This is a genomic window from Nonomuraea sp. LP-02 (assembly GCF_036289125.1).
In the GTDB taxonomy this organism is placed as follows: domain Bacteria; phylum Actinomycetota; class Actinomycetes; order Streptosporangiales; family Streptosporangiaceae; genus Nonomuraea; species Nonomuraea bangladeshensis.
Map to the genome: position 1 here is coordinate 461,149 of NZ_JAXCLK010000002.1, position 14,064 is coordinate 475,212.

A 14,064-nucleotide genomic window follows, 5' to 3' on the forward strand; every position below is an offset into this window, starting at 1 on the left:
CCTGGCGGCCTGGATGCTCGCGGCGGCATGTCCGACACCCCGGCCCAGGAACGGCACGTCCTGGAGCTGGTCCGGTCTCGCCACGCCACGTGAAAACATTCGATCGATCTGTGTCGACCATCGGAAGGTGCACCTCATGCCTCCCGCCTTCTCGGCCGCGGAGAAGACGCGCATCACGCGGCTGCTCCTGGACAACGGCCTGCGGTTGTTCACCACTCAGGGACTGCGCAAGACCTCCCTGGAGGACCTGGTCACGGGGACCGGGATCGCCAAGAGCACCTTCTACGTCTTCTTCGACTCCAAGGAGGCGCTCTACCTGGAGCTGATGCTCGCCCAGATGGCAGAGGTCAAGAGCCGGGTGATCGACGGGGCGCTGCGCAAGGAGCCCGGCACCCGCGCCGGGCTGCGCGCCTTCCTGCACGCCACGCTGGCCGAACTGGACGGCAACCCCCTCTACGGCAGGCTGATGACCCATCCCGAGGAGATGGAGGCCGTGGTCAGGAAACTGGATCAGGAACGGGTGACCTCCGCGCCGGACAACCCGGTCACCGCCCTGGCGGCCTTCCTGACCGAGCACGGCGACGACCTCATCGACCACGACCCGGACGTGATCGTCGGCGTGCTGCAGGCCGTCCTCATGATGCCGCTGCACCGCGACCGGCTGGCCCGTCCGGACCTGTACCCGGAGATCCTCAACCGGCTCATCGACATCGTCGCCACCGGCCTCACCCGTCCTGAGCGGTGACGAGGCCGCCTTCTTCGCCGCCACCGCCGCAGGTGTGACTTCCGTCTCATCAAGCAACCTGGACAGCGAGCAGGCATGGAAGAGGTATGCGATTCGCGAGTCAACGAGCGGTGGAAGAGCCGGTGCCACCGCCCCAGGGAGTGCCGCCTGCCGCGGCCACGGATGAGGCTGTCCTCGGCGAGCTGTTCCTGACCCAGCGGCTGGGTCTGGTCCGGCTGGCGTACCTTCTGGTGGGCGACCAGGAAACGGCCGAGGACGTTGTCCAGGACGCCTTCACGGCACTGCACCGCCGGTGGGACCGGCTGTCCGACCATGATCGGGTCCTGCCCTACCTGCGGGCGAGCGTGGTGAACGGATGCCGCATGATCCACCGGCGCCGGTCGATCATGAGCCGGTTCACCGGCGACCGGCAGGCGCCGTCCCGGTCGGCCTCCGCGGAAGCGGCCACGCTGCTCGGAGAGACGCGCCGGGAGGTGTCGGAGGCCGTACGCGCCTTACCCCGCCGCCAGCGAGAAGCCGTGGTGCTCCGTTACTACCTCGGACTGTCCGAGGCGGAGATCGCCGAGACCATGGGAATCAGCCGCGGCACCGTGAAATCGACCGTCTTTCGAGCCCTGAAAGCACTCACCGTCAAACTGGAGGGAAAACGATGACGTCATGGCTCGAAGACCAGCTCCGTGACGCCCTGACGGCCGACGCCGAGCAGATTCGCCCGGAAACCCTGCGCCCGGTCGAACTGGCGGCGCCGCGAACGAGGACCGTCGCTCCCAAGCGCCGGTTCGCCCCGGCGGTTCCGTTCGCGGCCGCGCTCGCCGTCGTGGTCATCGGCACGGTCGCCGCCATCGTGGCCGGAGCAGCAGGCACGACTCCGGCCGTGCCCGCGACGAGCACCCTCGCCGGTCCGCGTTTTCTGCTCACCGCCGGCAACGACGGCGTGACGGTCCACGACGCCCGCACCGGGAAGGCCACGAGCCGGCTCGGCCTGCCCCCGACCCCGCAGGGAAGCTTCCGGGAACCCGGCGGCTATCTGCTCGCCGGCGCCGGCGACGGTACGACCTTCTACGTCGCCCAGAGCGTGCAGTCCCGCGAGACGCAGGTGAGCAGCACAAGGTTCTACCGAGCCCGGGTCGACGCCCAAGGGAGGCCGGCCGAGCTGGTTCGTGACGTGATCCCCGAAGTGACCGGTACGACGGCGAGCTCCCTCGCCGTCACCGATGACGGCACTCGCCTCGCCTACAGCCTCGACGGCAAGGTGTGCGGTCAAGGGAAGACGCTGCGTTTCTGCCCCGGAGCCCAGCTCACCGTCGTCGACCTGCCCACGGGAACGACCCGGACATGGACGACGAACGCCGCAGGACAGATCGAGAGCCTTTCCTGGGCGGCCGATCGCCGCACGCTCGGCCTCGTGGTCAAAACCGAGGCCCGGGTCCTGGACACGACCGCCTCCGGCACCACGCTCGCCGCCAGCCAGGCCATAGCTCCAGGTACGGAGGCCACCACCGCAACGATCAGCCCGGACGGCCGCAGCATGCTGATCGGCCACGGCCACACCATTGACGAGTACTCCGTCCCGGGCGGACGCAAGATCCGGACCCTGGTGAGCGGCGACAGCAACGCCCGCTGGAACCTGATCCGTTACGACGCCACCGGGCGCCATCTGCTGCTCGGGGGGAACGTCGAGCCCCTGAGCAGACTCGACGACGGCCGGATCACGCCCCTGATCCGCCCCGGAACCCCCGACCCCCGACTCTTGGGGTCCCCACCAGAGATCCAGGCGGCCTGGTGACCGGCCCCGGCGCGCGAGCCGGCGGTCAGCGCAGCCGCTCGATGACCTTGCCGAAGGCGTCCATGGCGGAGTCCATGACGGTGACGTACGTGAAGCCGAAGCGTTCCTGGTCCGCGCGTACCTGCTCGGCGATCTGCGCCGGCGTGCCGACGAACAGGGTCGGCACCTCCAGCAGCTCCTCGGTGGTGAGGTCGGGGGCGTAGCGGCGCAGGCCCTCCACGCCCGCGCGCCGGTCGCGGGTCAGCACCGTGCCCTTCGACAGCACGTTGAGCTCCAGCCGGGCGGCCCGCTCGCCGGCCGCGGCCCGCAGGTACGAGACCCGCTCCATCAGTGCCCCGGCGGTGACGAGCGCGGTGCGGCCGTACTCGGGGCGGTGGCGGGCGCCGGTGAACCCGGCGACGTCGGCGTGCCGGGCGGCGAGGCGGAGCACGCGGTCGCCGTGCCCGCCGATCAGGAGCGGCGGCCGGGCGGGCAGCCCGTCCAGCGAGTGGACCAGCCCGGCCAGGCTGGCGACCCGGGTGGCCGGGTCGAAGGGCAGCCCGGCGGCGGCGAACTCGGACTCGACGTAACCGGTGCCGAGCCCCAGCTCGAAGCGGTCGCCGAGAAGGCCGGCGAGGGTGGTGACGTCCCTGGCCAGCAGGGCGGGGCGGTGGAAGCTGGCGTTGAGCACGTACGTGCCGATCGCCGGGCGCTCGGTGGCCTCGGCGGCGAGCACGGCGGTGGGGATGGGCGACAGGAGGTTGAGGTGGTCGGGCACCGCGATCACGTCGAAGCCCAGCGCCTCGGCGCGGCGGCAGCGGCCGATCCACTCCTTCCTGGTGGCGTGCTCGGCGATGATCACGACGCCGAACCTGGTCCTGGCCTCGGTCATGGTCAGGCCGCCTTCCTCGCGTCGGGTGGGGCGGTCATGGCGATCGCGGTCAGCACCAGGCCACGAGCGGCCACCCAGTGGCCGGTGAAGCGGGCGTCGAAGGTCACGACGGTGGCGGGCAGGATCTCCTCGATCACCCCGGCCTCCTCGCGCTGAGTTCTGCGGGAACACCGGCACAGTAACCAAATGCGATATTCACACAAAGGGTAATGCCGGCACGCTGTGGTTCAGGCTCCGGAAATTAGGGGTTCGCATAGGGGACGGGAATGCATGCCATCTCGCACCCCTTCATCGGTGACGTAGATTGACAGTGAATTGTCCGTACCCTGACTGATCTTGTTGTTGGCAGCTCGCAGCGCGAAGTGATTTCGCGCAGCTGGTGTATATCCGCGATATCCCTTCGTTGATCAATCGTTTCGCTGCCTCACCAGCTTGCACACGTCCCTGTGCAGGGAGACTCGCGAGGGAAAGCGCGCCGGCCATCCTCCGGCCCCCCATTCCTTCAGCGGGTGCCGTCACGTTCGGCGGCGAGCTGGAGGGCCACGTCGATGATCATGTCTTCCTGGCCGCCCACGTAACCGGCCTCACCCACGCGCTGCAGGATCTCGTGGGCCGGGACGTCGTAGCGTTCGGCGGCGCGCTCGGCGTGGAGCAGGAAGCTGGAGTACACCCCGGCGTAGCCCTGCGTGATCGCCGACCGGTCCGCGAACGGCAGTCTCGGCAGGAACGGCTTGACCACGTCCTCGGCCGCCGCCAGGACGCCCTGCACGTTCACGCCCGTCGGGATGCCGAGCCGGTCGAAGGTGGCCGCGAGGACCTCGGTGGGGGCGTTGCCGGCCCCGGCGCCGAGGGCGCACAGCGCCCCGTCGATCTGCGTGGCGCCGTTCTGCGCGGCGAGCACGGAGTTGGCGATGCCCAGGGACAGGTTCTGGTGGCCGTGGAAGCCGACCTGCGCGTCGGGGCCGAGCTCGGCCACCAGGGCACTGATGCGCTCCTGGGCCTCGCCGAGCACGAGCGCCCCCGCCGAGTCCACGACGTAGACGCACTGCGCGCCGCCGTCGGCCATGATCCGGGCCTGCCGGGCGAGCGCCGCGGGGGCGATGCGGTGCGAGAGCATGAGGAAGCCGACCGTCTCCATGCCGAGCTGCCGCGCCGCCGCGAAGTGCTGCAGGGACACGTCGGCCTCGGTGCAGTGGGTCGCGATCCTGGCGACCGACGCGCCCGCGTCCCGAGCGAGCTTGAGGTCCTCGACGGTGCCCAGGCCGGGCAGCAGCAGGACCGCGATCTTGGCGGACGTCGCCTCGTCCACCGCGGCGGCGACGAGCTTGACGTCGTCCTCCAGCGAGAAGCCGTAGTTGAACGACGAGCCGCCCAGGCCGTCGCCGTGGCTGACCTCGATGACCTCGACGCCGGCCCGGTCCAGGGCGTGGACGACGCCCCGCACCTGCTCCTCGGTGAAGCGGTGGGCCATGGCGTGGCTGCCGTCCCGCAGGGTGGAGTCCGTGATCCTGATCTTCGGTGTCATGCGGCGGCCCTCTCCCGGGCGAGTTGCTCGCCCACCTGGGCGGCGGCTGCGGTCATGATGTCGAGGTTGCCGGCCCAGGGCGGCAGGTGGTCGCCGTTGCCGCGGACTTCGAGGAAGACCGCAACCCGGCCCCAGCCGTTCCATGCCTCCCGGGGCTCGTCGAACTGCGGCTCCGCGCGCAGGGTGTAGCCCGGCACGTACGCGGCCACACGGGCGACCATCCGATGGACGGAGGCGGCCACGGCCTCGGTGTCGGCGTCGGGCGGGATGGCGCAGAACACCGTGTCCCTCATGATCATCGGTGGGTCCACGGGGTTCAGGACGATGATCGCTTTGCCCCGGCTCGCGCCGCCCACCTGTTCGATGGCCCTGGCCGTGGTCTGGGTGAACTCGTCGATGTTGGCCCTGGTGCCGGGCCCCGCCGAGCGGGAGGCGATCGAGGCGACGATCTCGGCGTAGGCGACGGGCACGACCGAGGAGACGGCGTGGACGATCGGGATCGTCGCCTGGCCGCCGCACGTGATCATGTTGAGGTTCGGTACGTCGGCCAGGTCGTCCAGGTTGACCGGCGGGCACACGTACGGGCCGGCCGCGGCGGGGGTGAGGTCGATGGCGGTGATCCCCGCCTCCCGGTAGCGGGGGGCGTTGGCCAGGTGGGCCTTGGCGGAGGTGGCCTCGAAGACGAGGTCGGGCAGGTCCTGCCGGCTCAGCAGCCAGTCCACGCCCCCGGCCGACGCCTCCACACCGAGCGCGCGGGCGCGGGCCAGGCCGTACGAGTCCGGGTCCACGCCCACCATCGCCTGCACCTCGATCGTGTCGCTGCGCAGCAGCTTCACCAGCAGGTCCGTACCGATGTTGCCGGGGCCCACGATCGCGGCGCCGAGCTTGCGTGCGGACATCAGCTCGCGGGTTCCTTCCTGAAGTCGGCCGTGACGGTGCCCAGCCCGGCGATGGTGGCGGTGACCACGTCCCCGGGCTCGACGGGGATGGCGGCGGTGATCGATCCGGGCAGGATGACGTGCCCGGCCTCCAGCGTGGTCCCCGTCTCGCCGAGTTTGTTGGCCAGCCAGATCAGCGCGTTGAGCGGCGAGCCGAGCACGGCTCCGGCCGCGCCGGTCTGTTCGAGCCTGCCGTTGCGGTGCAGCAGGCAACCGGCCAGGCGCAGGTCCAGTCCGTCCAGGCCGGTGGGACGCGTCCCGAGGACCAGGCCGCCGCTGGAGGCGTTGTCGGCGATGGTGCCGGACAGGGTGATCTTCCAGTTCGCGATGCGCGAGTCGATGATCTCCAGGGCGGGCAGCACGAAGTCCACGGCGGCGATCGCCTGGGCGGCGGTGACGCCCGGCCCGCGCAGCGGGCGCTTCAGGACGAAGGCGATCTCGGGCTCGATCCTCGGCTGCAGGAACCGCGCGGCGGAGATGGGGGCCTCGTCGGTGTGGAACATCGAGTCCATCAGGTGGCCGTAGTCCGGCTGGTCGACGCCGAGCTGACGCTGCATCGCGGCGGAGGTCAGGCCGACCTTGTGCCCGGCGATCCTGGCTCCGCCGGCGATCCACGCCTGGACCTGGTGGCGCTGGATCGCGTAGGCGTCCTCGATCGGCATGTCGGGCAGCGGAGCGATGGGCTCCTTGGTGGCGTAGGCATCGAGCAGCGCGGCAGCGACGCTCTCCGGGTCCACGGTGGCTCCTTTCATGAGATCCGGACCAGATGCGCCCAGGCGTCGGCGAGCTGCCGGGGCCCGTAGCACCGTTCGCGCTTGGCCAGCGCCTCCTCCTCGCCCGACCAGGTGTAGGAGGCCCCGGTGGCGGCCGCGGCCAGCTGCGTCCGGCACGCCTTCTCCAGGAAGATCGCGGTCATGACCGCGGTCGGCACGTCGGGCCCCACGGTGACGAGGCCGTGCTGGTGGAGGAGGACCGCGTTGCGGTCACCGAGCGCCTCGGCCAGCTGCTCCCCCAGCTCCCGGGTGTGGATCAGGTCGCCGGTGGCGGTGAACCTGGCGATGTCCGGCGGCCAGAACAGGGTTCCCTCGTGCCCGACGGGCAGCAACGGCAGGCCGGTCGCGGCGAAGGTGACGGCCGCCTCCGCGTGGCTGTGCACGACGGCGCCGACGTCGGGGCGCGCGGCCATGATCTCGGCGTGGATGGGGTACTCCAGGTGCACGCGCCCCTCACCGCCGAGCAGCTGACCGTCCCGGTCGATGTGTACGACGCGGCCGGGGGTGATCTCCTGGTACCCGTACCCGGCCGCCTTGAGCCACAGGCCCCGCCCGTCGGGGTCGCGCCGCGACAGGTGACCCCAGACGAGGTCGGAGTGTCCGTGGGCGGCGAGGACCCGGCAGCCGGTGGCGACCTCCTCCGCCGGGCCGCTCACGCGTCCTTCCCGGTCAGGAAGTCGCCGACGATCCTGTTGAACTGCTCGGGCTGCTCGAACATGGGCCAGTGACCGGCGTCGGTGATGAGGTCGTAGCTGCCGTTGGGCAGGATCTCGCCGGCGCGCCGCCCGACCTCGGCGGGGGTGGTCGGGTTGTGGTCGGTCCACAGGACCAGCGTCGGATGCGTGATCGAGGCGAGGTCGGCCTCGGTGAGCATGTGCTGCCTGTTCTCCTCGCCGGGCTGTTCGGCCACGAGCTTGGCCTGGGCCTTCTCCGCCCCGGGGAGGGTGTAGTAGCGGTAGCGGCATTCGACGAGCTCGTCGGTGACGGTGGCCGGGTCGTGCATGAGCCACTCCAGCCGGGCCCGTACGCTCTCCCGGGTCGGGGCGGCCGCGGCCTTGGCGGTGACGGCCTTGACCTGGGCGTGGACGCGTTCGCTCTCGTCCTTGCGGCCTTCTCCGTCGAGCAGCAGGCCGGCGCCGGTGACGGACACGACGCGGCCCACCCGGTCGGGGTGCTTCAGCGCGGTGCGCAGCGCGGTCCAGCCGCCGAGGGACTGGCCGACCAGGTGCGCCCGTTCGGCGCCGATCGCGTCGAGGAAGCGGAGCAGGTGCTCGGTGAAGAGCGGGGCGTGGTAGGTGACGTCCGTCGGGCGGGCGCTGAGGCCGTGGCCGATGGCGTCGATGGCGTACACCCTCAAACCGCGGCCGGCGAGCGGCAGGACGTTGCGCACGAACCCTTCGGCGTGCCCGGTCAGGCCGCCCATCATGACGACGGGCTCGCCCTCGCCGGCCTCGATCGAGCGGGTACGCCAGCCGCCGGCGTCGCGGAAGCGGATCTCGGCACCGAGTGCCTCGGTCCAGAAGGTGCTCATGGGGTGGTCTCCTCGGGAGTGAGAAAGCGGATGAGTGCGTCCCCGACCAGGGCGGGCCGCTCGTACTGGGGCCACTGCCTGGCGCCGGGGACCGTGACGAGGCGGGCGCCGGGGATGGCGTCCGCGGCGGCCTGGACGACGGCGAGCGGGGTGTGGCCGGCTTCGCCGCGCAGCAGCAGGGTGGGCACGGCGAGTCGGGACAGGCGTGCGGGGGTGAGCAGCAGGTCGTCGTTGTCGGCGGCCCGCACCAGGCGGTGGACCTGGCGCGCCTCGGCGGGGCCGTACAACGCGGTGCGTACGTCCACCAGCTCGGGATCCACCTGCCCGGGATCGGCCAGCAGGCCGGCCAGGCGGGTACGGACGGCCTCCCGGGTGGGTGCCTCGTAGGCGCGGCCGCCGCGCTCGTAGGCGGCGCGTACCCGGCTGTCGGACAGCCGTTCCGCCTCGGACTGAAGCCCGGCGGGCTCGATCAGCGCCAGGCGGCGCACCCGCGCGGGCGAGCGCAGCGCGATCAGGGCCGCCGCCCAGCCGCCCAGGGACTGGCCGACCAGGGCGGCCCGGCCGAGCCCGAGGGCGTCGAGGGTGGCGACGACGTGGGCGGCCAGCCGGTCCACCGGATAACCGCCGGGGACCCGCCCGGTCAGGCCGTGCCCGAGCAGATCGACGGCGATGGCCTCATGACCGGCGGCGGCGAGCACAGGCAGGGTGCGGGCGAAGGTCTCGGCGTGCCCGCCGCGCCCGTGCAGCAGCACCACGGGGTCGCCCGATCCGAGCGAGACGACGCGGGTGGGCACACCGTCCGCGCGGACCATGCGGATCTCCGCGCCCAGCAGGTCGGTCCACAGGGTCACAGATAGGCCTTCAGGAACGCCATCGTGCGGTCCCACGTCTGCCGCGCGGCCTCGGGATGGTGGTTGGGGTGCGTGTCGTCGTGGTAGGCGTGGCCGGCGCCCTCGTACACGTGCACCTCGACGTGCTCGCCGCTGAGCTTGAGCGCCTCTTCGAGCCTGGCGACCTGGTCGAGCGGGATGACCTCGTCGGCGCCGCCGAAGTGGGCCTGGACGGGGCAGCGGACCTGGTCGGCGATCTCGATGCGGGAGCGGGTGGCGCCGGTCGGGCTGTAGGACGGGGGCAGCTCGGGCAGCCCGTACAGCGGCACCGCGCAGCTCAGCCGGTCGGTCATGGTCGCCCAGGCGAGGACGAGACCGCCGCCGAGGCAGAAGCCGACGGCCGCGGCCCGCGTGGTGTCCACGTCGCCGCGTCCGGCCAGGTAGTCCAGGCCCGCGTCCAGGTCGGGGACGGCCTGCTCGTCGCGGGCGGCCAGGAACGCCTTGGCCCGCCGCTCGTCAGGGGTGGTGTAGTCCTGCGGCGGACGGCCGCCGATCCGGCTGTAGAGATCGACGGTGAGGCAGGCGAATCCGGCCGCGCCGAACAGTTCGGTGACCGCCTGGCGGTGCGCGGTGACGCCGAGGTTCTCGTGGGCCATGATCACGGCCGGCGGGCGTCCGTCGCCGGCCGGTCGTGCCAGATAGCCGCGGATCTCCTCACCGGCGCTGGGGAAGGTCACCCATGCGGCGCGGACATCGGGGGTCATGATCGTTATCCTCCTGATACTGCTTTGGGGGCTTGGGCCGGCAGTGCCCTGCCGAGCAGCTGCTTGAGGTCGAGGGCCAGGGCGTTGAGCCGGCGGCGGGGCAGGTTCGCAGTCGGGCCGCAGACGGCCACCGCGCCGATCGGGCGTCCCGCGGACATGACCGGCACCGCCACGCCGGCGATGCCGGGGAAGAACTGCTCGACCTCGACGGCGTGACCGCGGTTGCGCGCCGCCTCGACCTCGCGCAGGAACTCCTCGGCGTCGGTGATGCTGGCCGGCGTGCGCTTGGCCAGCCGCAGGTGCGGAAGAAGGCTGCGTACCTCGTCCGCGGGCAGGCCGCTGAGAATGGCCTGGCTGACGCATCCGTTGGCCAGGACGGAGCGGCGGCCGACCGGCGACAGCGCCGTGGGGCTGTGCGGGGACTGGAGTTTGGTGGTGATGATCAGGCTCTTGTCGGACCAGTCGGCCTCGGCGACCAGCAGCGCCTCTCCGCCCGCCAGCGGGAACGCCTGGGCGGCGGCCGTCAGCCGGGCCAGTTCGGTGGTCGCCGAGACCAGGCTGCCGAGTTCGATCAGTCTGCTGCCCAGGGTGTAGGCGCCGTCGGCGTCCTGGCGGAGGAAGCCGCGTTCGACGAGCGTCACCGCGATGCGGTGCGTGCTCGTCTTCGGCAGCCCCGCGGCCTCGGCCAGCTCGGAGAGCTGGAGCCGGGGGTGGACGGCGCTGAAGGCGGTCAGCACGTCGAGCGCGCGGTCGACGGCGCGGACTCCGCGGCGGCGGGGGTTCATCGTGGTGGGCGTGCGGTCATCGAACTCTGCGGCCATGGGGTCCCTCACAGGCAGTACGGTGGCGCTTTGTCAGCGTTGTCCCTGGTTACCAGCATGTCGGGCACGGTGGCCACCTTCGTCACGCCTTCCTTCTTCTGCAGCAGCCCCACGACGTTGTCGATCGCCATCTCGCCGACGCTGCGCGGCGTGTTGCTGACCGTCGCGGCGAACTCGCCGGATCGCACGGCCTGCAGCCCGGCGTCGCTGCCGCCGTTGGTGACGATCTTGATGTCCGTACGTCCGGCGCTCTTGAACGCCGCCAGCGCGCCGAGCGCCATGTCCTCGTTGTGCACGAAGACGTACTTGACCTTGGGGTGCGCCTGGAGCAGGTTCTCGGCGACGTCCTGGGCCTTGGCGCGCTGCCAGAGCGCCGGCTGGTCGAAGACGACCTTCGCGTGCGAGCCCAGGTTCGCCTTGAAGGCGTCGTTCATGAGGTCCGCCGCCGCGCCTGGGGCGCCGCCGATCACGGCGACATCGGCGGAGGTGTCGCCGGTGTCCTCGGCGATCCACTCCCCGAGCTCCTGCCCGACCTTCTTGACGTCCGTGACGACCGCGCCGAGGATCTTGCTCTGGTCGACCGCCGCGACCGACGTCAGGAAGATCGGTACGCCGGCGCGGTTGGCCCTGGCGACACCGCCTTCCAGCGCGTCGATGTTGACCGTCTGCACGACGACCGCGTCGACCCTCTTGGCGATCATGTCGTCGATGTTGGAGAGCTCCTTCGCCGGATCCATCGCCGACTGCGCGACCAGCAGGTCGACGCCCGCGCTCTCGGCTCTGGCCTGCATCGACTTCTGCAGGCAGGTGTGGAACTCGATGGTGTTGCCGTTGACGAATCCGATGGTCAGGCGCTTGCCGGGATCGACGGCCGCGGCGTCGGTCGACGTCGTGGAGGTGCTGACCGAACAGGCGCTGAGAAGGAGGGCGGAGGCGACCGCCAGGGTCGCCTGGACGCGGTGACCAGCCATGGGAAGTCCTTTCGGGGGGTGGGTGGTGCTCAGGTGCGCCGGCCGCGCAGGTGGTTGGCGATGGCGGCGACGGCGAGGACGGCGCCGAGCGCGACGTCCTGGTAGTAGGGGTTGATCTGGAGCAGGTTCAGGGAGTTGGCCACCACTCCGAGGAGCAGGACCCCGAGGACGGTGCCGACCATGGTGCCGCTGCCGCCGTGCAGCGCCGTGCCGCCGATGACCACGGCCGCGACGACGGTCAGCTCCAGGTGCAGGCCGCCCGCGCCGGGGCTGGCGGCGCCCAGCCGGGCCACGAGCATCACGCCGCCCAGCGCGGCCAGCAGCCCGCCGAGGGTGTAGAGCAGCAGTTTGGTACGGACGACCGGGATGCCGGACAGGCGCGCGGCGCTCTCGTTGCCCCCGATGGCGAAGGCGTTGCGGCCGAACGCCGTCCACCGCATGACCAGCGCCGCGGCCACGCAGACGGCGGCGGCGATGACGACGGACACCGGGATCGCGCCCAGCACCTCACCGAAACCGATCATCATCAGGTGGTCGCCGATCGAGACGCTCTGCCCGCCGATGATCAGCAGGGCCGCGCCGCCGAGCGCGGTCGAGGTCGCCAGGGTGGCGACGAACGGCGTCACCTTGAACCACGTCACCATCACCCCGTTGACCAGCCCGATCGCGGCCCCCAGCGCGAGTGTCACGAGCACGGCCAGCCAGTCGGCCACCCCTGCCACGATGAGCTGGGCGGCCACGCCGTGGGCGACGGCGGCGATGGCGCCCATCGAGAAGTCGATGCCGCCCGCCGTCATCAGCAGCGTCAGGCCCGCGGCCAGCACGGCGACGACCGCGATCTGCTGGGAGACGTTTAGCAGGTTCGCGCCGGTCAGGAAGACGTCGCTGCTGGTGGCGGTGAAGACGCCGATCAGCAGCAGCACGGCGAGGACGCCGGCGTGTCGCAGGAACCAGGGCGGCACCACGAGGCCGGCCCTGCGCTGCGGAGTGGAGATTGCGGTCACGATGCGGTTCCTCCAACCGTGAGCGAGACAAGGGCGTCCCGGGACAGCCCCTCCACGGGAAGGTCGGCGACGACCCTCCCGGCGCGTACGACGACGACGCGGTCGGCCAGACGCAGCACCTCCTCCACGTCGGCGGAGGCCAGCAGCACGGCGGTGCCCTGGTCGGCCAGGTCGTCGACGAGCCGGTGGATGTCGGCCTTGGCGGCCACGTCGACCCCGTTGGTCGGCTCCTCCAGCAGGCACGCCTGGACCGGCGCGTCGAGCCATTTGGCCAGCAGCACCTTCTGCTGGTTGCCGCCGGACAGGGCCGACACCGGCGGATCGGCCTGGATCGTGGCGACGCCGTAGCGCGAGCGCCGCTCCGCGGCCTGCCGGTGCAGCCGCCCCCAGCGCACGAGCCAGGGCCGGCGCAGGCCGCGCCGGGTCAGGTCCAGGTTCTCGTCGACGGTGAGGCCGGGCACCAGGCCGTGCGCCAGGCGGTCGCCGGTGACGCACCGCAGACCGGCCGCGAGGGCCGCGCCGACGTCGCCGGCGGCGACGGTCGCGCCGGCGACCCTGATCCGCCCGCCGGAGGGGCGGCGCCGGCCGCTCAGCAGGTCGAACAGCTCGGACTGGCCGTCACCGGCGGGCCCGAGGACCGCGACGACCTCGTGGGCGCGGACCGTGAGGGTCAGCTCGGCCAGCCGCGCGCCCGAGGCCAGGGCGTCGAGCTCCAGGACGGTCTCGCCGGCCGCGCGATCCCGCTGCGGTCGCTGGTGCGAGATCTGCTCCCCCGTCATGGCCCGGACCAGGCCCGGCAGGTCCATGCCGGCGCCGGCGACCGTGACGATCCTGCGGCCGTCCCGCAGTACGGTGATCTTGTCGGCCAGGCCCAGGACCTCGTCCAGGTGGTGCGAGATGTAGACGATCGAGATGCCCGCGGAGCTGAGCTTGCGGACCAGGTCGTGCACGGTCGCGGCGTCGGCGCCGCCGAGGCTGGCGGTGGGCTCGTCCAGGACGAGCACCTTGCCGCCGGTCGCCACCTCGCGGGCGATCTCGACCAGGGTCTGCTGGGCCGGGCCCAGCTCGCCGGCGATCGCCCTGGTCGGGACCTGGACGTCGAGGGCCGCGAGGGCTCGGGCGGCCTCGGCGTGCGCCCGGCGCCAGTCCACCGCACCCGCCCGCCTGGGCAGCCGGCCGAGCAGCATGTTCTCCGCCACCGTCAGCTGGGGGACGAGCGTGCGATGCTGGTGCACGATGCTGACGCCCAGCGCGCGGGCACGGCGCGGGGTGAGCGCGCCGTGCCCGGCGCCGTCGATGCGCACCTCGCCGGCGTCGGGGACGAGCGCGCCGGAAAGGATCTTGACGAGGGTGGACTTGCCGGCCCCGTTCATGCCGACGAGCGCGTGCACCTCACCGCCGTTCACGGCGAAGTCGATCTCGCGCAGCGCGACGGCGCCGCCGAACGACTTGCCGACGCCCGCCAGCTCGATCCTGACGTCCATGGAACACCTCATCTCCCTGGC

At 71.9% G+C, this 14,064-nt stretch carries 16 protein-coding genes; 3 read left to right on the forward strand and 13 right to left on the reverse strand.

Annotation, left to right across the window (positions count from 1 at the left end; genetic code table 11):
- The first annotated feature begins 136 nt into the window (after positions 1-136).
- The 3 genes from SMD20_RS45375 to SMD20_RS45385 all read left to right on the forward strand — a co-directional run bounded on the left by SMD20_RS45375 (position 137) and on the right by SMD20_RS45385 (position 2,531).
- Positions 137-745 carry a TetR/AcrR family transcriptional regulator gene (locus SMD20_RS45375; protein ID WP_329593656.1) on the forward strand — a complete coding sequence of 203 codons (609 nt, stop codon included), beginning with the start codon at positions 137-139 and terminating at the stop codon, positions 743-745.
- A 110-nt stretch (positions 746-855) separates the two neighbouring features.
- Positions 856-1,398, forward strand: a complete 543-nt coding sequence (locus tag SMD20_RS45380; protein WP_329593658.1) for an RNA polymerase sigma factor — start codon at positions 856-858, stop codon at positions 1,396-1,398.
- Entirely contained in the window at positions 1,395-2,531 is a 1,137-nt protein-coding gene (locus SMD20_RS45385) for a hypothetical protein (protein WP_329593659.1), read from the forward strand. Before SMD20_RS45380 ends, SMD20_RS45385 begins: the two co-directional genes overlap by 4 nt.
- A 25-nt stretch (positions 2,532-2,556) precedes the next feature.
- Here the strand turns inward: SMD20_RS45385 and SMD20_RS45390 are convergent, their stop codons facing one another.
- From SMD20_RS45390 to SMD20_RS45450, 13 genes are all read right to left on the reverse strand, one after another.
- Complete coding sequence (locus SMD20_RS45390; RefSeq protein ID WP_329593660.1) at positions 2,557-3,402, reverse strand: TIGR03621 family F420-dependent LLM class oxidoreductase; 846 nt, start codon at positions 3,400-3,402, stop codon at positions 2,557-2,559.
- Between the two features lie 2 nt (positions 3,403-3,404).
- Positions 3,405-3,539: a hypothetical protein gene (locus SMD20_RS45395; RefSeq protein WP_329593662.1), complete on the reverse strand. Its 135-nt coding sequence runs from the start codon at positions 3,537-3,539 to the stop codon at positions 3,405-3,407.
- Positions 3,540-3,904: 365 nt separating this feature from the next.
- Positions 3,905-4,927: a 4-hydroxy-2-oxovalerate aldolase gene (gene dmpG, locus SMD20_RS45400; protein WP_329593664.1), complete on the reverse strand. Its 1,023-nt coding sequence runs from the start codon at positions 4,925-4,927 to the stop codon at positions 3,905-3,907.
- Entirely contained in the window at positions 4,924-5,826 is a 903-nt protein-coding gene (locus tag SMD20_RS45405; RefSeq protein WP_329593666.1) for an acetaldehyde dehydrogenase (acetylating), read from the reverse strand. Before SMD20_RS45405 ends, dmpG begins: the two co-directional genes overlap by 4 nt.
- Complete coding sequence (locus SMD20_RS45410; protein ID WP_329593668.1) at positions 5,826-6,602, reverse strand: 2-keto-4-pentenoate hydratase; 777 nt, start codon at positions 6,600-6,602, stop codon at positions 5,826-5,828. Before SMD20_RS45410 ends, SMD20_RS45405 begins: the two co-directional genes overlap by 1 nt.
- Positions 6,603-6,613: 11 nt before the next feature.
- Positions 6,614-7,294, reverse strand: coding sequence for a class II aldolase/adducin family protein (locus SMD20_RS45415; RefSeq protein ID WP_329593670.1), 681 nt, complete (start codon positions 7,292-7,294; stop codon positions 6,614-6,616).
- Positions 7,291-8,169, reverse strand: coding sequence for an alpha/beta fold hydrolase (locus SMD20_RS45420; protein WP_329593671.1), 879 nt, complete (start codon positions 8,167-8,169; stop codon positions 7,291-7,293). Before SMD20_RS45420 ends, SMD20_RS45415 begins: the two co-directional genes overlap by 4 nt.
- On the reverse strand, positions 8,166-9,020 hold the full coding sequence (locus SMD20_RS45425; protein WP_329593673.1) for an alpha/beta fold hydrolase: 855 nt from the start codon (positions 9,018-9,020) through the stop codon (positions 8,166-8,168). The genes SMD20_RS45420 and SMD20_RS45425 overlap by 4 nt, the downstream gene beginning before the upstream one ends.
- The gene (locus SMD20_RS45430; protein WP_329593675.1) at positions 9,017-9,763 is read right to left on the reverse strand and encodes a dienelactone hydrolase family protein; all 747 of its coding nucleotides are present in this window, start codon (positions 9,761-9,763) and stop codon (positions 9,017-9,019) included. Before SMD20_RS45430 ends, SMD20_RS45425 begins: the two co-directional genes overlap by 4 nt.
- A gap of 5 nt (positions 9,764-9,768) precedes the next feature.
- Positions 9,769-10,596, reverse strand: coding sequence for an IclR family transcriptional regulator (locus SMD20_RS45435; RefSeq protein ID WP_329593677.1), 828 nt, complete (start codon positions 10,594-10,596; stop codon positions 9,769-9,771).
- Positions 10,593-11,555 carry a sugar ABC transporter substrate-binding protein gene (locus tag SMD20_RS45440; RefSeq protein WP_329593678.1) on the reverse strand — a complete coding sequence of 321 codons (963 nt, stop codon included), beginning with the start codon at positions 11,553-11,555 and terminating at the stop codon, positions 10,593-10,595. Before SMD20_RS45440 ends, SMD20_RS45435 begins: the two co-directional genes overlap by 4 nt.
- A gap of 29 nt (positions 11,556-11,584) precedes the next feature.
- Positions 11,585-12,559 (reverse strand): ABC transporter permease, encoded by a 975-nt coding sequence (locus SMD20_RS45445; RefSeq protein ID WP_329593679.1) that lies wholly within the window; start codon positions 12,557-12,559, stop codon positions 11,585-11,587.
- The gene (locus SMD20_RS45450; protein WP_329593680.1) at positions 12,556-14,043 is read right to left on the reverse strand and encodes a sugar ABC transporter ATP-binding protein; all 1,488 of its coding nucleotides are present in this window, start codon (positions 14,041-14,043) and stop codon (positions 12,556-12,558) included. Before SMD20_RS45450 ends, SMD20_RS45445 begins: the two co-directional genes overlap by 4 nt.
- Positions 14,044-14,064 lie beyond the last annotated feature (21 nt).

Bases quoted from the DNA above. Each gene is read 5' to 3' on its own strand.
- SMD20_RS45375 (WP_329593656.1), top strand. From the start codon at position 137: ATGCCTCCCGCCTTCTCGGCCGCGGAGAAGACGCGCATCACGCGGCTG.
- SMD20_RS45385 (WP_329593659.1), top strand. From the start codon at position 1,395: ATGACGTCATGGCTCGAAGACCAGCTCCGTGACGCCCTGACGGCCGAC.
- SMD20_RS45390 (WP_329593660.1), bottom strand. From the start codon at position 3,402: ATGACCGAGGCCAGGACCAGGTTCGGCGTCGTGATCATCGCCGAGCAC.
- dmpG (WP_329593664.1), bottom strand. From the start codon at position 4,927: ATGACACCGAAGATCAGGATCACGGACTCCACCCTGCGGGACGGCAGC.
- SMD20_RS45405 (WP_329593666.1), bottom strand. From the start codon at position 5,826: ATGTCCGCACGCAAGCTCGGCGCCGCGATCGTGGGCCCCGGCAACATC.
- SMD20_RS45420 (WP_329593671.1), bottom strand. From the start codon at position 8,169: ATGAGCACCTTCTGGACCGAGGCACTCGGTGCCGAGATCCGCTTCCGC.
- SMD20_RS45430 (WP_329593675.1), bottom strand. From the start codon at position 9,763: ATGACCCCCGATGTCCGCGCCGCATGGGTGACCTTCCCCAGCGCCGGT.
- SMD20_RS45440 (WP_329593678.1), bottom strand. From the start codon at position 11,555: ATGGCTGGTCACCGCGTCCAGGCGACCCTGGCGGTCGCCTCCGCCCTC.
- SMD20_RS45450 (WP_329593680.1), bottom strand. From the start codon at position 14,043: ATGGACGTCAGGATCGAGCTGGCGGGCGTCGGCAAGTCGTTCGGCGGC.